Consider the following 18,482-nt stretch of genomic DNA (forward strand, 5'->3'; position numbering starts at 1 on the left):
CAGCTTAAATATATTGTCCTGCAAAATCTTGACAATTATTTAAAGTAGGTAGTTTTTATGAAACGATCTATAGTTAGTTATGACATTGCACTACGCTTTGCTTGTCTCGTTTGTATTCGCTGTAGTTTGCAAAGGAGGTTTCTATGAGCCTTGGGTTAACTGCGCTAGAACTGGCTAGAATTCAATTTGCTTTCACTGTTTCTTTTCATATTATCTTTCCTGCAACTTCAATTGGTTTAGCTTGTTTTCTGGCCCTATTGGAATGGAAATGGTTACGTACTCAAAATCCAATTTATAAGGATCTGTTCAAATACTGGATTAAGATTTTTGCGGTCGCCTTTGCCATGGGGGTCGTCTCAGGTATTGTCATGGCATATCAGTTTGGTACCAACTGGAGTGAATTTTCACGAATTGCAGGTTCCATTACAGGGCCTTTACTCACTTATGAAGTCCTCAGTGCTTTTTTCCTTGAAGCGGGTTTCTTAGGCATCATGCTGTTTGGCTGGGGACGTGTGAATCCCAAAGCTCATTTCTTTGCTACCCTTATGGTCGCTATCGGAACTTGTATTTCCATGTTCTGGATTTTGTCATCCAATAGTTGGATGCAGACACCACAAGGCTTTGCCATAGAAAAAGGCATTATTGTGCCTACTGATTGGTGGGCTATTGTATTTAATCCCTCTTTCCCATATCGCTTTGCACATATGGCAACTGCAGCATTTCTTGTGTCCTCATTATTGGTGGTGGGCACTGCTGCATGGCATTTACTCAAAGGGCGCCGTGATGAATTGGTGAAAAAATCCTTTTCGATGGGACTATGGATGGTTCTTGTAACTTCCTGCCTGCAAGTAGCAATTGGGGATCAACATGGTTTGAATACCTTAGAGCATCAACCCAGCAAATTGGCTGCGATAGAGGGTCATTGGGAAACCAATCATGATCATGGCATGCCTTTACTGTTATTTGCATTACCTGATATGGAAAATGAACGGAATATGATGGAGATTGGTGTGCCAAATTTAGGCAGCTTAATTCTCACCCATTCTGTAGATGGCAAAGTGACAGGTTTAAAAGATTTTGCTCCTGAAGATCGTCCACCTGTTCCAGTGGTGTTCTGGAGTTTCCGAGTTATGGTGGGGCTCGGCATGCTGATGGTGTTTATGTCACTCACCGCATTATGGTTGCGTAAAACAGGTAACTTATATGAAAGCAGTTGGTTTCATAAGTTTGCCACGATTATGGGACCCACGGGTTATATCGCCTTACTTGCAGGTTGGGTCACAACAGAAGTTGGTCGTCAGCCTTGGGTAGTCTACGGCGTTTTACGAACCAAAGATGGCTTGTCCATGACGGTCACCGCAAATCAAGTGGGTATCAGTTTAATTATTTTTGTACTGGTCTATACCATTGTATTTGGTGCAGGCATTTACTACATGTTGCGTTTGATCAAAGCTGGTCCAACAGCTATAGACAGCATAGATACGCATCTCACAGGCGTTGGGCATTTTAAAACGCCAATGCGACCTTTAAGTGCGGTTGATGAAGCTATTGATACGACTGAAGGCCTGCCAAACGATAATAACTTTGATCACAAGGAGAAGCACCATGATTGATTTTGCTTTAGTTTGGGTCGGCATTATTGGGTTGGGTGTATTAATTTATGTGGTCATGGATGGCTTTGACCTTGGCATAGGCATTCTTTTCCCATTCATTCAAGGGCAACCAGAACGCGATGTAATGATGAATACGGTTGCGCCTGTATGGGATGGCAATGAAACCTGGATGGTTTTAGGCGGAGCAGGATTATTTGCCGCCTTCCCTCTGGTTTATTCAACGGTATTATCTGCACTGTATATGCCGATTATTCTGATGGTCGTGGCTTTGATTTTTAGAGGTGTAGCGTTTGAGTTTCGTTTTAAAGCACATCGTACTAAACACTTATGGGATTTGGCGTTTATAGGCGGTTCTTTTTTCTCAAGTTTCTTTCAAGGTGTGATTCTAGGTGCTTATATTCAAGGAATTGAAACTCAGAATGGCATTTATAGTGGTGGTGCACTGGATTGGTTAACGCCGTTCTCTATATTCGTTGGTATTGGCGTGGTAATTATGTATGCGGCCTTAGGTTGTGCATGGTTGATTATGAAAACTGAGGCAGATTTACAACACAAAATGTATAGCTTGATGCCCAAGCTGATCATGGTTTTATTGGTTGTATTTGGTGCAGTCAGTTTGTATACACCACTAAGCCATCCTGAAATTGCACAACGCTGGTTGAGCCTGCCGAATCTTTACTATTTTAGCCCTGTACCTGTTTTGGTTCTGATTTTATCTGGATTAATTCTTAAAGCTTGTGCACAGCAAAAAGATGTTCAACCTTTTGTTTTCACATTAGGTCTGGTTTTTCTCGCATTTACGGGCTTTGTGATTAGTTTATGGCCGAATATCATTCCTCCTTCTGTATCCATCTGGCAAGCAGCGGCACCTGAATCCAGTATGAAGTTTGCATTGGTGGGCGCCATCATTCTAATTCCAATTATTTTGATCTACACCTTTTTGTCCTATTGGGTATTTCGTGACAAAGTACGTATAGGTGATGAAGGCTATCATTAATGGAGATAACGACAATGCAAAATCCAATCCAAAAATTGCAAAATCGATTAAGTCCAACAGCATGGTTCATTTTATTATGGTGTTTAGGTTTCTTATCACTTAGCTTAATTGCTGGATTCTTTAGACTTTTGTTAAGCTTTGCATATTAATGATAAACCTCCTACTTTAAACTTTGGATAGCTGTGTGAATACAGCTATCCATTTCTTATATGAGCATGACACCTTATGTATAAATCAGAACAACTTGCACTAAGTCTAAAACATCTGATTGAAACGGGGACTTGGAAGCCACACGAAAAGCTTCCTTCTTTACGCCAACAAGCCGAAGCATCAGGATTTAGCCTGATTACTGTCATGAATGCATATCAAGAGCTTGAAGCACAAGGACTTATCTACTCAAAAGAGAAATTAGGCTATTTTGTGGCTGAAAATCCGTTACAGGTTGCCTTGGCCAAAAAAGTTGTTTTGAATGAAAAAATAGAAATTAACTCTTTGGTTTTTAGATATTTAAAATCAATTCAATCTGAAAAAATTGTACCTTTGGGAAGTGCATTTCCAAATAGCCAGTTGCTTTATTCTCCTAAGCTGATGCAAACCTTAGCGCAACAGGCGAAGCACCGTATTAGCTATGAGCAAACGCCGAGTTTGCCTCCCGGTAATTATGAATTAAGAAAACAGATCGCCCAACGTTATTGCATGCAAGGCATTCCAACCGATCCTTCAGACATCGTCATTACTTCTGGCGGGTTGGATGCTTTAAACTTATCACTGAAAGCCATGACTCAAGCGGGCGAATATATTCTTCTACAAGAAACTATTTTCTATGGCGCATGGCAAGCTGCTGAAAATTTGGGTTTAAAAGTCATTACTATTCCAGAGCATCCTGAACATGGTCTAGATTTGGAAGCCTTTAAAAAAGCAATTACAACCTACTCCATTAAAGTTTGTTTGCTTATGCTGAATAGCCACAATCCAATTGGATTTACGGTGAATGAAGACATAAAATTTGAACTGGCAAAACTCTTACATGAGCATGAAATTTATTTAATTGAAGATGATGTTTACGAGGAGCTTTATTACGATCAAAAAAAGCCACTTTCAATGAAATATTATGATCAGCAAAATTTGGTACTACACTGCTCTTCTTTTTCCAAAACGCTGGGTGCAGGCTTTCGTGTCGGTTGGGTTTATGCCGGGAAATTTTCGGAACATATACAGCATGTACAATTAATGAGTACCATTTCGGTGAACTCCTTTATTCAAAATGCACTGGCGGATTATCTGACGCATCGCCATTATGAAAAACATTTAAAAAGTTTGAGGAATACACTGAAGCGGTTAAAAAACCAATATTATCAATATCTAATAAAATCGTTGCCCGAAGATTGTCAGGTCAGTTATTATCCATCGGGCTATTTTCTATGGATTACCCTACCAGAACATATCGATAGCAGTCGCATTTATGAAAAACTGATTTTGAATGATATTGGTGTGGCGCCAAGTATTCTTTTTTATCGGAAAAATAAAAAGCAAAACCATATTCGTATCAACTGTTCTTTCGAAATGAATGATGAAATGATCAAAAAATTAGATCTTTTGATCGCCCAGATTTCGGAGCGATAGCTAATTTTTTCCAGCAAATATATAAAGATTTACTCGATTCGTTTCGAGCAATATAAATATGTAAAGTGTTTATCTATTTATAAGCGGGCTTTGTCTTGCTAATAAAAGGAGAGCTTAGTTTAAAAAATATTCCCAGATAATGAAGCCGATAAAGAACCCGAGAAATGAATATAAGGTAATGATAAAGAATACAAACCATGCTTTATTTTTTTTAAGTAAAAAATTCATCGTGAATCCCTAGAGCTGCGCTAACTTTGTTGTTATTTTACTGTCCATAAAATTTAACAATAGGTACAGTTCACGCCGAAATCAATATAACAGATAGGATGTGTATATCATTCAAAACACTGGCTTTTGGCTTATTGGTGTATCTGGAAAAATAATCGATAGAATGCTTTATATTTCTTGAATAGAAATATCTGTGATTTGATCAGAATTCTGATAATGGGATTGTAAAAGTAACACTAAGGATTTTGCTCTTTTTTCCGTATACAGACAGTCACCATCACTTAAGCTAGCCAACCATTCTGGAAGCGAACCCAGTATGGTTTGCTTATCGTGACGAGTGCCGTAATACACTTCTATGCCCGATTGCTTAGCAACAATGATAAAATTCGACATAAGGAATATCCTAAGTCACGGAATAAATTTAGAGACGTTGTATTGAATAACATCCTCTGTTTTTTGTCTTCATCACCTGTAGCTATTCACAGTTAGTTTTGTTGATTTGTTTCTCTGTTTTTGATCATTTTGTGATTAAACCTACTTTATTAATTTAACAATTTTGCAGCCATAAAAGAAGTCTATAGTGAATGTGAACCCTACTTAAGCTCATTGCTAGCACAGCATGCTTTTGAATAGATGACTATTCTTAAGTTTCAATACTGCAAAAAACCTGTGTAGTCATAGGAATGAGAGCACAAATGTAATTAAGTGACTTTCTGCAATGTTGAGTTAAACAGAAAAAAAACTTATGTAACATAAGTTTTACTCTATAAATTCCGAATTGATTGATAAACATTGAAGAAAGTGAGCATCAGTTACACAAAAGAATTAGAGACTACCTAACATAAGGAGCAGTGTTATGCACTTTGTGTGGTCACTCAACAGAGGACTCTATTTTTTCTTGTCTTAAATCAATGGCTATCTGTAATTCAGACAATGCACTTCAGGGCTAAGTTAGCCTAAAAGATTGTGTAATCAAAGCGTTTTTATTTTTCTACCCAATTTATTATATAAAAATCTCTTCAATGCTCTTACTGTTTATTGGAATTGACTCTAAACAGCAATCAATCTGATGAAAGCATTGAGTGTAAAGCTAAATAAACCCGATTAAACTTAAAACTGAACTCTCAACGAAAAAGTGATCCGAGTTTTTAAGTCTATGTTAAAATTAGAGTAAATCTATGCCTAATAGGTCAAGCTATGGAAACAATTATTATTACATTCATCATGGCGATCATTCTGGTGCTGCTTATCTTTTTCTATAATAAGAAAAAGTGAAAACGTTTAGCACCCACCTTTTCATCTTATTAAAAATTATTATTTTATGATCATAAAAAGAAAAACATCGCCTAAGCGATGTTTTTTCAGCAATACAATGATTTTGATTGCTTAGGATGCATTTTGATCATTTGGAATGAGCGGTTGTGCCAAAACGCTTTCGTGCTCTTCAACTTTATTGCCTTCAGTTTTAGCAATTACAGCAGTTGCAACACTGTTACCAATAATGTTGGTTGCGGTACGCCCCATATCGAGGAAATGGTCTACTGCAAGAATAAGCAAAATGCCTGCTTCTGGTAGTTTAAACATCGACAATGTTGCCGCAATAACCACCAATGATGCACGAGATACACCTGCAATCCCTTTACTGGTAATCATCAAGGTTAAAAGCATTAAGATTTGCTGAGATAGACTTAATTCAATGTTATAGGCTTGTGCAATGAATAACACCGCAAAAGACATATAAATCATTGAGCCATCTAAATTAAATGAATAACCTAATGGCAGCACAAAACTGGTAATACGCTTAGGTACACCAAATTTTTCTAAAGCAACCATAAGCTTTGGATAAGCTGATTCACTACTTGCAGTGGCAAAACCTAAAACGGCTGGTTCACGTACTGTTTTAAGTAAACGGAAAACATCTTTTTTAAGGAAAATATAGCCGACACCAATAATGATTGTCCAAAGAATCAATAAACTTGTGTAGAACTCGCCAATAAAAACACTATAGTCGAGAATAATTTGCGGACCTTTTAAGGTAATGGCCGATGCAATTGCTGCGAACACAGCAATTGGTGAAAACATCATGACATAGTCTGTAATACGGAACATGACACGGCACAATTCATCAAGAATTTTTGCAATTACCGTACCTTCATCTTGCTGATGATGCACGTATGCTAATGCAGAGCCAAAGAAAATGGAGAATACCAAAATCTGTAGAATTTCATTATTCGCCATGGCTTCAGCGAAGCTTTTTGGGAAAATGTGCGTAATGAAGGTTTGTAAGCTTAGATTCGTTGCTGTTACACCTACATCAACTGGTGCAGTCGGTATTGGGAGATTCATACCTGCGCCAGGTTGAAATAAATTGGCTAAACCCATACCCAAAAGTAGAGAAATAAGTGAAGCGCCAATGAACCAACTCATTGCTTTAAGTGTAATTGAACCTAAAGATGATGATTTACCCATTGAAATGAGACCAGAGACGATCGTCGCAAATACCAATGGTGCAATAATCATTTTAATTAATCTTAAGAATACATCTGTAAGAATCTTAAAATATGAAGCGATGTTTTCAGCCTGAGTAATGCTCAAATTGCTATGAAAAAGCCAACCAATTAATATTCCAGATACCATGGCAACTAGAATAAATTTTAATAGTTTCTTCTGATTCATATAAAATTTCCTTTTAATACCCTAAAATCGATAAAAACATCCTATTGTTTTATAGGATGTTATGATTTTTTTCCTACTATGCCAAATATCCATTTGACTTAGGGGTGCTTGGCAGAATCTAAACAATATCAATTCAAATTAACAATGAAAAAAAGTATTTTACTATGCAAAAAATGCATAAAGATTATTAAGTATTTATACAAAATGCCAATGACTGTTTGAATTAAAGAATCTTAAATATGAAATATGTTTGTTGAAATCAAACATTACAATTAGTGGAATTGACAGAACTAGGATTTGTTTAATGATAAGTAAAACTCTCCAATCGTGCGGCTTGGCACTTACCCTCCTTGCATCATCTATGTCGCTTTATGCAAAAAACAATGTTGTTGTTGTTGCTACGGGTGGAACTATTGCAGGCGCTGGTGCAAGTTCAACAAACAGCGCAACTTACAGTGCTGCAAAAGTACCTGTTGATGCGTTAATTAAAGCAGTCCCTCAAGTAAACGATTTAGCAAATGTCACGGGTATTCAGGCACTTCAAGTTGCATCTGAAAGTATTACAGATAAGGAATTGTTATCTTTAGCCCGTCAAGTCAATGATCTAGTCAAAAAACCGTCAGTGAATGGTGTAGTGATTACTCATGGTACGGACACCATGGAAGAAACCGCTTTTTTCCTTAACCTAGTTGTACATACCGACAAGCCAATTGTATTGGTAGGTTCTATGCGTCCATCTACTGCTCTATCTGCAGATGGTCCTTTAAATCTGTATAGTGCAGTCGCGCTTGCTTCATCTAATGAAGCAAAAAACAAAGGCGTGATGGTACTAATGAATGACTCGATTTTTGCTGCACGTGATGTGACAAAAGGAATCAACATTCACACCAATGCCTTTGTAAGTCAATGGGGAGCTTTAGGAACTTTGGTTGAAGGTAAGCCTTACTGGTTCAGAAGTTCTGTAAAAAAACATACCAATAATTCTGAATTTAATATTGAAAAAATTCAGGGTGATGCATTACCAAGTGTGCAAATTGTGTATGGTTCAGACAACATGATGCCTGATGCATACCAAGCTTTTGCTAAAGCTGGTGTAAAAGCAATTATTCATGCAGGTACGGGCAATGGTTCAATGGCGAATTATTTAGTCCCTGAAGTAAGAAAATTACATGATGAACAAGGTATTCAAATTGTACGTTCATCACGTGTTGCACAAGGGTTTGTACTTCGTAATGCCGAACAACCTGATGATAAATATGGTTGGATTGCAGCACATGATTTGAATCCACAAAAAGCACGTCTTTTAATGGCTTTAGCATTAACTAAAACCAATGATGCAAAAGAAATTCAAAACATGTTCTGGAACTACTAAGCGTTAAATTAACGTTATTGATCTAAACATTAAAGGCAGATTCAGCAAAAATGAGATGAATCTGCCTTTTATTTTTTTAATTTTCATACTTTCAATCACTCGGCTTTTTTCTAAGAAACCTTTTTTGTGATGTTTTTTGTTATTTTCTAGCCCTTTTTTTGTATCTAAAAAATATACTTTTTTTAAGGTTTGTAATATTTTGCCAATCACTACTTAGCAAAAAAACAATTTAAATCTTCCTCATCCTTCTCTCTTAAGACTGAAAATATCACTCTCACTTCGATTTTGGTCTTATTTGAAATCACTGACAATCAGAAGAATTGACTCTATTCACAGCATTAATTCGTCCATTGTATGAAACTGTTGCGATACAACTGTAATTACTGGCATTCCACCAATAATTGGTCTTCGAGCTATAATCTGCCGAGCGACTGCTCAATAGATAGTTGTATCGGCGAAAGACAGTGTTTGCTGCATTTGCTTTTGTTTCTTCTAGATTTTTTATTTCGGGCGGCATTTGCATGCTTTCATTTTTTTTATTACTTGCACGTTCATATTGAGCTAAGGCAGAAAAGGATGCGATGGATAAAGCTGCATTCGAAAATGTTGTGGTGTCTGTTGCATACTGATCGGATAAATTCGATTCACTTTCTCCAGAGCTAGCCGTAATACTTGCCAAATCAGAATGTTCAGATAAGGTTTCTGCTTGAGCTATAGAAAAAAATGGGCCAATGAAACATAAAGCATAAATTATTTTCTGGGTATTGTTCATTTTATGACTCCCCGCGATCCTTGAGAAGATTATTGTTATAGAGATACTCTAAGCTTTTTTTTTCAGAAAAAGAAGAGCTGAAATAATTTTAAATAAAACAAATCTTATTGAATTTTATCCTTATTTTTAGATGACTTTATTCATATCAGTATCTTATCTAAATTTTAGAGTTCATTCATTTAAAAAAAATAGCTAGAACGAAATGCTCTAGCTATTTTTTTAAATCGATTTTAAAGAAACGTTTTAAACGTAATCCACCTTGCTTTGATCTAATAGATTAAGCTTTAAGATCTTTTTCTTTTTATAGCGGTAACCAATAAAGAGACCAACGAACCAGATTGGAGAAAGCACAAGCGCGATTAAAGTATCATGATCGAAAGCTAAAATCACAATCGTGAAAACCAAGAACAACATAGTAAACCATGCCATGAAGAGTCCACCAGGCATCTTATAATTTGATTTGAGGTGTAATTCAGGGTCTTTTTTACGATATGCAATATAAGAAAGTACAATCAACATAAATGTAAAAATACATAGAATTGACGTTAATGCAGAAATAATCGTAAATGCAGTCATGACATTTGGCACAATAAATAGAATTGACGTTCCAAGTGTTACGCACAGCATAGAGAAAACTAAGCCACGAATCGGAACTTTACGTTTTGATAACTTGCTAAAGCTTTTCGGTGCATCATTTTCTAAAGATAAACCATATAACATACGACTAGTCGCAAAAATACCACTGTTTGCAGAAGACAGAGCTGATGTCGCAACAACAAAGTTAATTAGACCCGCCGCAATTGGTAAGCCAACATGGGTAAACATTTCTACATATGGGCTTTTTTCTGGTGAGACTTGTGACCAAGATGTCACGGCAATAATACAAATCAATGAACCCACATAAAACAACAAAATTCGTAATGGAATAGAGTTGATGGCTTTAGGGAGTGATTTGTGTGGGTCTTTGGTTTCGGCAGCAGTGGTTCCGACCAATTCAATACCGACAAAGGCAAAAATAGCAATTTGGAAGCCTGCTAAGAAACCAGTTAAACCGTATGGGAACATGGAGCCACTTTCAAGTAAATGTGAGAAAGATGCTGTGACACCATTCGGAGATACATAGTGGGTACTAATTAAATACAGCCCCGCGACAATGAATAAGATGATCGCAACAATTTTAATCAGTGAGAACCAAAATTCTAATTCACCAAACATTCTTACTGCAACAAAGTTTAATATAGTAAGAATGGCGAGTGAAGCAAAGGCAGGTATCCATACGGGCATATCGGGATACCAGAACTGCATATACCCCCCTATCACAATAACATCTGCAATAGCGGTAATAATCCAGTTACACCAATAAGACCAACCTAGAAAAAAACCTGCCCATGGGCCTAAATATTCGGTCGCAAAATCGGCGAAGGTTTTAAAATTTGTATTTGCAAGCAATAGTTCTCCCATTGCACGCATAACAAAGAAAAAGAAAAATCCAATAATTAAATAGGTCAGAATAATCGAAGTTCCTGAAATACTCAGTGTTTTCCCCGAACCCATAAATAATCCAGTACCAATTGCGCCACCAATGGCAATCATCTGGATATGACGATTTGTCAATGAGCGTTGCAATTTTTCTTCATCTTGTTCAGTCATGTGCTGACTTCCAAGAAGGTCTCCTTCTAGAAATTGCTTTCCCTTGTTCTTACTCATGTAATGTTTACTCCAATTTATAACAACCGTTACAAATCCTTTAATAACGACTTAACCCACATAATGAATAATCTCAATTATTTAAATTACACATAAGATTAATTTAAATAATTGAGAGTAGAAATCCATTTATTCTGCTTTCTTAAGCCTTGCTTGATCGCTTTTAATTAAATGGATGACTTAAATGACTTATTTAAAAACCAATAACCACTCCAATAAAAACCCCAATAAATGACTAATTGATAATCAGGTTAAATATGATTTAGCGCCATTTTTAACTGAATAAAATTTCTGGTGGATCATACAGCACACTTTAGACTTTTTTGTTTAATTACTCTTTATTTCTGCTTAATTAAAAAGCACTTGTTTAATTAAAAATGTACGTTTAGCTAAAAAATATGCGGGTAAATAGTTGCAATTATCCATTAGTCTAGTGTGCTTTATTTTAAGACTTGATGATTTAAAATAAAAACCATCAAGTCTATTATAAATATCCTGAGTATTTAAAAACCCTGATATTTATAAGCAAATACCAGGTGAAAGTTTCTCGGGTAAAATGACTTTGTCACTTTCCAGTGAAGCCATAGGCCAAGCACAATAGTCGGCTGCGTAGAAAGCACTTGCACGATGATTCCCTGAAGCCCCTACACCTCCAAATGGTGCAGCACTAGATGCGCCTGTTAAGGGTTTATTCCAGTTTACGATTCCTGCCCGCGCTTCAATAATTAAGCGTTCGAACAAGTCCCGATTTGGCGAAACTAAACCAACAGACAGACCAAAACGAGTCTTGTTTGCAAGACTCAAGGCTTCATCAAAATCTTTATAACGACAGATGGTGGTTAAAGGGCCGAAGTATTCTTCATCAGGGACTTCAACTTTTGTAACCTCAAGAATCCCGGCCGTAAGTAGTGAGCTTTCAGCGTCAGGACGTGTCATCTCTAGCAGTGCAGTCGCCCCTAGAGCTAATAATTGTTGTTGTGCTTTCAACATCAAATCGGCAGCTTGAGATGAAATCACCCCACCCATAAATGGCTGTGGTTGCTGATTCCAGTGACCCACTACTAATTTTTGTGCAGCCTCAACAAAACGTTGTACAAAAGCATCACCATTTGCACCTTCTTTTACCAGAATACGGCGTGCACAAGTACAGCGTTGCCCAGCAGAAACAAAAGCAGACTGAATGGCTAAATGTACGACAGCATCTACATCAACCGCTTCATCAATAATGAGTGCATTATTGCCCCCCATTTCTAAAGCGAGAATTTTTTCCGGACTAGCCGCCATTTGTTTATGCAGGTGATAACCTGTATTGGCACTGCCAGTAAAAAGTAAACCATCTATCTGCGCTGAAGCTGCCAATGCTTCACCTGTCTGGCGTCCACCTTGTACCAGATTCAAAACACCATCAGGCAAACCTGCTTGCTGCCAGAGTTTTACCGTTTCTTCAGCAGTCCATGGGGTTAATTCACTTGGCTTAAATACAAGAGTATTTCCTGCAATTAAGGCAGGAACAATATGCCCATTGGGCAAATGACCAGGAAAATTATAAGGCCCAAATACAGCCAATACCCCATGCGGACGATGACGCAATGACGCAACACCATCTGCCATGATGGTTTCACTAGAGCCTGTTCTTTGATGATAAGCGCGTACAGAAATTCCCACTTTAGCAATCATGGACTGAACTTCTGTCAGTGTCTCCCAAAGGGGTTTACTGGTTTCTTGGCTAATCACTTCTGCCAGATGATTTTTATTCTGCTCTAATTGTGCTGCAAAACGTTCAATGATCTCAATACGCTGCTCTAATGAACATTTAGCCCATAATGGGAATGCTTGGCGTGCAGCAAGCGTAGCTTTTTCAACATCCTCTTGATTGGCTGCTTGTGCAGCCCAAAGGGCTTGATTGCTGACTGGATCTGTTTTAACCCATTCAGCGCCATGCCCATTCAGCCACTGCCCTTGTATAAATTGTTTGCCCTGAATCATGCTTTGTGTTCCTTTGGATTTAAGGACAACACACGAACTACATCACCCTGAGCTACTTGGAGTTGCTCAGCCTGCGCTTGAGTTAACTGTATGGTTTCTTGTTCAGGATCATGCTGAATCAAAAGACCACGGTAGTCTTGGTAATGGTCATTTGAAATTAAATACGGTTCTGCTTCATTCAAAGTTGCTGTTTCAACAATTTCAACTTGGAGAACTGCACTTTCTTTAATTGAACGTAAGTTCTCTACATCGGCTTCTAAAGTCGCACCACCATCAAAAATATCGACATAACCTTGGAAACGTAAACCTTCACCTAACAATAATTTATATGCAGGTAAGGTATTTGGATGGACTTTGCCAATCACTTCTTGGGCTGCCGCAGGCAACATATCGACATATAAAGGATAGCGTGGCATCAGTTCTGCAATAAAAGATTTCTGGCCTGTACCACTGAGATAATCTGCCTTTCTAAATTCCATATCGAAGAACTTATGTCCGACTGCATCCCAGAACGGAGAGTTACCGACTTCATCTGAATATCCGCGCATTTCTGCAACGATGCGTTTTTCAAAAATATTTCTGAACGCTGCAATAAATAAGAAACGGATTTTTGAAAGAAATTTTCCGTTCATTTCTTTACGATAATCAGGATCGAGGAACAACGTACATAATTCACTGCACGTAGTATGGTCATTGCTTAAAAACAAGGTTTGGTGTGACTTATACACATTCAGTGTTTTTGAGGAATGTACTTGAGTACCAACATGGAAGTTATACCAAGGTTCACTTAAGCCCAAAGCAACTTCAATACCACAGAGTCCGACCACTTTGTTGATGCTGGTATCTTCTAAAACGAAGAAATAGCCTTGATCTGCTTTGCTCAGTTTACCTCGTACTGTATCGCATGCACGTTTCAGTTTTGCTGACAAAATTTCCAGATTTGGCTGTAATGATGTAAGCCCATAGCCTGCTTTTTCGGCAAGTTGGTAGATGTCATTGATATCATTTTCTCGGATATAACGAATAATCATCATTTATGCACACTCCTTCAATTCTTGAGAAAATTTTTCTAGGGCTTGCTCAAAACGGCTTAGCCCTTCATCGATATCTTCAAATGGAATAATCAGTGAAGGCGTGAAACGGACAACATTAGGGCCTGCAACCAGTGCCAGTAAGCCTTGCTCGGCTGCCAAAGTGACAATATTTTTGGCTTGACCCGCATGTTCTGCCTTTAGGACACATCCAAGGAGTAAACCTTGACCACGGATTTGTTCAAAGACATTAAATTTCGCATTAATCTTATTTAGACCAGTGACAAAATAATCAAATCGTTGCTGAACGCCTTCTAGAACTTCAGGCGTGTTGATAAATTCGAATACTGCATTTGCCACTGCACACGCCAATGGATTACCGCCATAGGTCGTCCCATGATCCCCTACCGCATACATGTTTGCGTATTGATTCGTGGTAATCATCGCACCAATAGGGAAACCACCGCCTAAAGCTTTTGCAGTCGTTAAAATGTCAGGGGTAACACCTGTATTCATATAGGCATACAGTGAGCCAGTGCGACCAACACCTGTTTGGACTTCATCAAAAATCAGTACGGCGCCATGTTCATCACAAAGTTGACGCAAGCCTTTTAAAAATTCGATATCTGCAGGCAGTACACCACCTTCACCTTGAATAGGTTCAACAATAACAGCGCAAGTATTTTCATTAATCACTGCTTTTGCCTGCTCTAAGTCATTAAAAGCAGTATGTTGAATACCTTCTGGTAAAGGTGCGAAATCTTGAGAGTATTTCGGTTGACCACCTGCGGTTACAGTGAATAACGTGCGGCCGTGAAATGCATTTTTAAAAGCAACAATTTGATTTTTATTTGCATGACCACTTAGCAAACCAACTTTTCGTGCCAGTTTTAAAGCGGCTTCATTTGCTTCTGCGCCCGAATTACAGAAAAACACTTTGTCTGCAAATGTATTTTCGACGAGCTGTTTTGCTAAATGAAGAACAGGTTCATTGGTATAACCATTACCAATATGCCAAAGTTGAGTCGCTTGTTCAGTCAGGGCTTGTACCGCCACAGGGTGTGCATGACCTAAAGCATTTACTGCAATGCCACCTGCAAAATCAATATATTGCTTGTCATCCTGATCCCAAACCTGAGAACCTTGACCACGAACTAAGATGAAATTTGCTGGGGCAAAAACTGGAACCATCCAATCATTAAAGTTTTGGCGTGTCAATGCTAAGTTATTCATTCTGCTGTCTCTCCAATATCTTCTAAATTCATTTTTTGGTTTTTCACCAAAATCGCTCAAGCTGCTTCCTAATGTTCCTGTGCGATGGACTTAAATTTCGTGTAGCTTTTCGTTATAGAAAACAAAAACTGACGTGGACAGTTTTTTTAGACCATGTGAAATCAAGGATTGAGGAAAAGTGCCTACAATCGCCTTACGAGTATGATTTTCTAAGTTTGTAGTCATCTATTTTTCCTTAACGACTGAAGCTTCCATATGCGCTTAAAAACCCTTAGAGATACATGTTGATCAACACGATATTGATTCGATCTCGAGCTGAATTTAAGTTTTACATGAAACTGAATCTTCAGCAGGCTTAGCGCATTTGTATATTATTCAAAATCAAAATGACTTAAAAAATTTGTACTTTTTTCTAAAATGAATTATTTTTTTCCAAATTGACAATTGCAGGATGCAAAATGAGTGAAATTGATCAAATTATTCTCGGTTTTCTAAAAGAAAATGCCCGAATGTCTGTCACAGATTTAGCGGAAAAAACGGGGGTATCTCGTCCGACTATCAGGAGCCGAATCGACTATATGGAAACATCTGGCATGATTACGGGGTATACCGTGCGCTACCGTCCAGATGTGGAAAAAAATATTATTCGCGCCTGGATGAGCATTATGGTGGAAGGCACTAAAGCCAGATCAGTCATTAGCGAATTACGTCTAGATTCAGCAGTTGAACGCTTGCATAAAACCAATGGGAAATGGGATATTTTGGTTGAAATTCGAGCAGACTCTCTAGAAAACTTTGATAAAGTCCTAGAAAGAATTCGATGTATTTCTGGTATTTATAATAGTGAAACCAGTATCTTACTCTCAACTTTTAAAACCTAATCTTAATAAAAATTACATTTAAGTATTCTCGTGATCAGAATGCTTAACAACCCTTGATATAGATGAATATTGGCTCTTCAATCATATGAACTAAAATTCATCTACTTTCATGGATTGGTTTTTTAAAGTATTTTAATCAATAAAATTGTGCTATTAATTGAAGCGTTGCAAGCATTAAACAAACTGATTTATTTAATGCTGAAGATGTTATTTAAAATACTATAAACAATGAAAATTTTAGATTTTCTAGGATTTATATTTAAGACTCAACTTATATAACATTACGGGCAAGAAAATATGAAAAGTAATGTTAGGATATAAACGAGATAATCTTATACGTTACAAGGAGATATAAGTATGGCTGTATCACCATTAGAATTCTATCAAGCCAAATTAAATTATGAAATGGACTCTTGGGATTTATTTGAAGCATTAAGTCAGGGACAAAAGATCATAGTTGTGGATGGGCGCAGCGAAATAGCTTATCAACATGAACATATTCCGCATGCTATTAATATCCCTCATCGAAGTATTACACAGCAGACATTGGCGCATTTGAACCAATCTGTGCTGTATGTAACGTATTGTGATGGTATTGGCTGTAATGCCTCGACCAAAACAGCGCTAAAAATGGCAACTTTAGGCTTTCAGGTTAAAGAACTGATTGGTGGTCTAGACTGGTGGAAACGAGATGGTTACCAAACAATGGGCGACAATGCTCGCGCAGGAACCAGTATTGATTGTGGTTGTGCAGGTTAAAACATCTAGAAGAAATTGTTCTAATGCTAAAAGTCCAGTTTCCTCTATTCTTTTCTGATCGGTCTTGGATTTTATCACCTGTATTTCCACGATTAAATCTCGACTGCATCATGCTCTTTAATAAGTAGTTTAATGGCAGTGCTTATATGCTTTATGATGAAAATCAAATTTTAAAATAATAAAATACCGATAAAATGAATAAGGCAATAAAAGTTTTATTCGTATAAGAATAGAATTGTATTGGTCTAAAAAGACTTTATTCACACCAACAAGCTAAGGATAGCGCGTATGGATTTTAAGATACACGGCAAAGCCCATCACTTCTTTTCTTCACACGCAATCCTGATTATTACTTTTGCCCAACTTTTTGGAACATCCTTATGGTTTAGTGCAAATAGTGCAGCAGCCAATTTAATTCAAGAATGGCACATTCGCATCGCTGATATTGGTTGGTTAACCAATGCCGTACAAGCTGGTTTTATCATTGGTACTTTCTTGATTGCCTTTACGGGTTTTGCAGATCGCTTTAAAGCAAGCTCTATTTTTACTGGTGCAGCACTGTTGGGTGCATTGTTTAATTTGTGTTTTGCTTGGTTAGCACAAGGTTTAATCGATGGCATGATTTACCGCTTTTGTGTGGGGATTTGTTTGGCTGGCATCTACCCCATTGGGATGAAGTTGGTGGTGCAATGGGCACCTCATCGAGCTGGAGCAGTTTTGGCACTTTTAGTCGCCATGCTCACATTGGGTACTGCATTACCCCATGCACTGAATGGCTTATCTGCCAATTTAAATTGGCATTATGTGATTACTTTCTCATCCATTTTGGCATTAGTTGCCGCATTGCTTATTTTTATATTGGGTGATGACCAAAGTGCGAAAGTTGCTAAAAAAAACATGGCGACTGGAAATGCATTTCAGGTCTTTAAAATCAAAAAATTTAAAGCCTCCGCACTTGGATATTTTGGTCACATGTGGGAGTTATATGCTTTTTGGACGATATTGCCACTTTTTATTGCTCACTCCGGCGTTTTAAAAGCCCTAGGCTTATCGAATGTACCATTGGCGACATTTTTAATTATGGCATGTGGTGCTGTCGGTTGTCTTTTAGGTGGATATTGGTCAAAAAAGTATGGTAGTGATCGCGTTGCTATGGGCGCTTTATTCCTTTCTGGTCTATGTTGTCTGATTTTTGCATTGGCTTGGCGTTATTTACCGGCGTGGTCACTGCTAATCGTTCTTATGGTATGGAGTGCATCTGTCATTGCAGACTCACCACAATTTTCTGCATTGGCTTCGGTTGCATGCCCACCAGAAAAACTGGGCGCAGCACTTTCTATTCAGAATTCTATTGGCTTTGCGATAACCATCGTATCCATTGCATTTACGACCTATGCTTTCGATCATATAGGTTTAGATTCTGCTTGGATTCTTTTGCTTGGTCCTGTTTTAGGTATCTTGGGCTTCTATAGGACGATGTCAAAAACTGAATGAAGTTTTGTTCTTAGCAAATGATTTTTGTCTAATTTTTTGATTTATATAAGTTAATTTTATGATTTAAACTGCTGTGAGATAGCTTATTCATATGTAATATCAATAAGCTA

General features: G+C 37.6%; 16 protein-coding genes. 7 read left to right on the forward strand and 9 right to left on the reverse strand.

The window, feature by feature from the left end:
- The first annotated feature begins 143 nt into the window (after window positions 1-143).
- From E0H82_RS11095 to E0H82_RS11110, 3 genes are all read left to right on the forward strand, one after another.
- Complete coding sequence (locus E0H82_RS11095; protein WP_131264777.1) at window positions 144-1,613, forward strand: cytochrome ubiquinol oxidase subunit I; 1,470 nt, start codon at window positions 144-146, stop codon at window positions 1,611-1,613.
- The gene (gene cydB, locus E0H82_RS11100) at window positions 1,606-2,610 is read left to right on the forward strand and encodes a cytochrome d ubiquinol oxidase subunit II (protein WP_131264779.1); all 1,005 of its coding nucleotides are present in this window, start codon (window positions 1,606-1,608) and stop codon (window positions 2,608-2,610) included. Before E0H82_RS11095 ends, cydB begins: the two co-directional genes overlap by 8 nt.
- Before the next feature lie 225 nt (window positions 2,611-2,835).
- Window positions 2,836-4,233 (forward strand): PLP-dependent aminotransferase family protein, encoded by a 1,398-nt coding sequence (locus tag E0H82_RS11110; RefSeq protein ID WP_131264781.1) that lies wholly within the window; start codon window positions 2,836-2,838, stop codon window positions 4,231-4,233.
- 114 nt (window positions 4,234-4,347) lie between these two features.
- On the opposite strand, the gene E0H82_RS11115 is transcribed toward E0H82_RS11110, so the two are convergent.
- From E0H82_RS11115 to E0H82_RS11125, 3 genes are all read right to left on the reverse strand, one after another.
- Window positions 4,348-4,461 (reverse strand): hypothetical protein, encoded by a 114-nt coding sequence (locus tag E0H82_RS11115; protein ID WP_116763000.1) that lies wholly within the window; start codon window positions 4,459-4,461, stop codon window positions 4,348-4,350.
- Between the two features lie 168 nt (window positions 4,462-4,629).
- Window positions 4,630-4,854, reverse strand: coding sequence for a hypothetical protein (locus E0H82_RS11120; RefSeq protein WP_131264783.1), 225 nt, complete (start codon window positions 4,852-4,854; stop codon window positions 4,630-4,632).
- A gap of 993 nt (window positions 4,855-5,847) precedes the next feature.
- Window positions 5,848-7,137: a dicarboxylate/amino acid:cation symporter gene (locus E0H82_RS11125; protein WP_131264785.1), complete on the reverse strand. Its 1,290-nt coding sequence runs from the start codon at window positions 7,135-7,137 to the stop codon at window positions 5,848-5,850.
- A 304-nt stretch (window positions 7,138-7,441) separates the two neighbouring features.
- Here E0H82_RS11125 and E0H82_RS11130 point away from each other — a divergent pair, with 304 nt between their 5' ends.
- Entirely contained in the window at window positions 7,442-8,509 is a 1,068-nt protein-coding gene (locus E0H82_RS11130; protein WP_016167979.1) for an asparaginase, read from the forward strand.
- A 301-nt stretch (window positions 8,510-8,810) separates the two neighbouring features.
- Here the strand turns inward: E0H82_RS11130 and E0H82_RS11135 are convergent, their stop codons facing one another.
- From E0H82_RS11135 to E0H82_RS16755, 6 genes are all read right to left on the reverse strand, one after another.
- Window positions 8,811-9,281, reverse strand: a complete 471-nt coding sequence (locus E0H82_RS11135) for a hypothetical protein (protein WP_131264787.1) — start codon at window positions 9,279-9,281, stop codon at window positions 8,811-8,813.
- A gap of 243 nt (window positions 9,282-9,524) precedes the next feature.
- The gene (locus tag E0H82_RS11140; RefSeq protein WP_131264789.1) at window positions 9,525-10,988 is read right to left on the reverse strand and encodes an amino acid permease; all 1,464 of its coding nucleotides are present in this window, start codon (window positions 10,986-10,988) and stop codon (window positions 9,525-9,527) included.
- A 519-nt stretch (window positions 10,989-11,507) separates the two neighbouring features.
- Window positions 11,508-12,974, reverse strand: a complete 1,467-nt coding sequence (astD, locus tag E0H82_RS11145; protein ID WP_131264791.1) for a succinylglutamate-semialdehyde dehydrogenase — start codon at window positions 12,972-12,974, stop codon at window positions 11,508-11,510.
- Window positions 12,971-14,008 (reverse strand): arginine N-succinyltransferase, encoded by a 1,038-nt coding sequence (astA, locus tag E0H82_RS11150; RefSeq protein ID WP_131264792.1) that lies wholly within the window; start codon window positions 14,006-14,008, stop codon window positions 12,971-12,973. The genes astD and astA overlap by 4 nt, the downstream gene beginning before the upstream one ends.
- Entirely contained in the window at window positions 14,009-15,238 is a 1,230-nt protein-coding gene (locus tag E0H82_RS11155) for an aspartate aminotransferase family protein (protein ID WP_131264794.1), read from the reverse strand.
- A gap of 90 nt (window positions 15,239-15,328) precedes the next feature.
- On the reverse strand, window positions 15,329-15,463 hold the full coding sequence (locus tag E0H82_RS16755) for a hypothetical protein (protein ID WP_265937193.1): 135 nt from the start codon (window positions 15,461-15,463) through the stop codon (window positions 15,329-15,331).
- Between the two features lie 233 nt (window positions 15,464-15,696).
- Here E0H82_RS16755 and E0H82_RS11160 point away from each other — a divergent pair, with 233 nt between their 5' ends.
- The 3 genes from E0H82_RS11160 (at window position 15,697) to E0H82_RS11170 (ending at window position 18,372) form a co-directional block, all read left to right on the forward strand.
- Window positions 15,697-16,119: an Lrp/AsnC family transcriptional regulator gene (locus E0H82_RS11160; protein ID WP_131264796.1), complete on the forward strand. Its 423-nt coding sequence runs from the start codon at window positions 15,697-15,699 to the stop codon at window positions 16,117-16,119.
- 357 nt (window positions 16,120-16,476) lie between these two features.
- Window positions 16,477-16,878, forward strand: coding sequence for a rhodanese-like domain-containing protein (locus tag E0H82_RS11165; protein WP_131264798.1), 402 nt, complete (start codon window positions 16,477-16,479; stop codon window positions 16,876-16,878).
- Window positions 16,879-17,166: 288 nt separating this feature from the next.
- Window positions 17,167-18,372, forward strand: a complete 1,206-nt coding sequence (locus tag E0H82_RS11170; RefSeq protein ID WP_131264800.1) for an MFS transporter — start codon at window positions 17,167-17,169, stop codon at window positions 18,370-18,372.
- Window positions 18,373-18,482 lie beyond the last annotated feature (110 nt).

The organism is Acinetobacter sp. ANC 4910 (assembly GCF_004331035.1).
In the GTDB taxonomy this organism is placed as follows: domain Bacteria; phylum Pseudomonadota; class Gammaproteobacteria; order Pseudomonadales; family Moraxellaceae; genus Acinetobacter.

What these genes read in the sequence shown, in the direction of transcription:
- E0H82_RS11140 (WP_131264789.1), bottom strand. Translation starts at nt 10,988, where the DNA reads ATGAGTAAGAACAAGGGAAAGCAATTTCTAGAAGGAGACCTTCTTGGA.
- E0H82_RS11095 (WP_131264777.1), top strand. Translation starts at nt 144, where the DNA reads ATGAGCCTTGGGTTAACTGCGCTAGAACTGGCTAGAATTCAATTTGCT.
- astA (WP_131264792.1), bottom strand. Translation starts at nt 14,008, where the DNA reads ATGATGATTATTCGTTATATCCGAGAAAATGATATCAATGACATCTAC.
- E0H82_RS11115 (WP_116763000.1), bottom strand. Translation starts at nt 4,461, where the DNA reads ATGAATTTTTTACTTAAAAAAAATAAAGCATGGTTTGTATTCTTTATC.
- astD (WP_131264791.1), bottom strand. Translation starts at nt 12,974, where the DNA reads ATGATTCAGGGCAAACAATTTATACAAGGGCAGTGGCTGAATGGGCAT.
- cydB (WP_131264779.1), top strand. Translation starts at nt 1,606, where the DNA reads ATGATTGATTTTGCTTTAGTTTGGGTCGGCATTATTGGGTTGGGTGTA.
- E0H82_RS11155 (WP_131264794.1), bottom strand. Translation starts at nt 15,238, where the DNA reads ATGAATAACTTAGCATTGACACGCCAAAACTTTAATGATTGGATGGTT.
- E0H82_RS11120 (WP_131264783.1), bottom strand. Translation starts at nt 4,854, where the DNA reads ATGTCGAATTTTATCATTGTTGCTAAGCAATCGGGCATAGAAGTGTAT.
- E0H82_RS11110 (WP_131264781.1), top strand. Translation starts at nt 2,836, where the DNA reads ATGTATAAATCAGAACAACTTGCACTAAGTCTAAAACATCTGATTGAA.
- E0H82_RS11135 (WP_131264787.1), bottom strand. Translation starts at nt 9,281, where the DNA reads ATGAACAATACCCAGAAAATAATTTATGCTTTATGTTTCATTGGCCCA.
- E0H82_RS16755 (WP_265937193.1), bottom strand. Translation starts at nt 15,463, where the DNA reads ATGACTACAAACTTAGAAAATCATACTCGTAAGGCGATTGTAGGCACT.
- E0H82_RS11165 (WP_131264798.1), top strand. Translation starts at nt 16,477, where the DNA reads ATGGCTGTATCACCATTAGAATTCTATCAAGCCAAATTAAATTATGAA.
- E0H82_RS11170 (WP_131264800.1), top strand. Translation starts at nt 17,167, where the DNA reads ATGGATTTTAAGATACACGGCAAAGCCCATCACTTCTTTTCTTCACAC.
- E0H82_RS11130 (WP_016167979.1), top strand. Translation starts at nt 7,442, where the DNA reads ATGATAAGTAAAACTCTCCAATCGTGCGGCTTGGCACTTACCCTCCTT.
- E0H82_RS11160 (WP_131264796.1), top strand. Translation starts at nt 15,697, where the DNA reads ATGAGTGAAATTGATCAAATTATTCTCGGTTTTCTAAAAGAAAATGCC.
- E0H82_RS11125 (WP_131264785.1), bottom strand. Translation starts at nt 7,137, where the DNA reads ATGAATCAGAAGAAACTATTAAAATTTATTCTAGTTGCCATGGTATCT.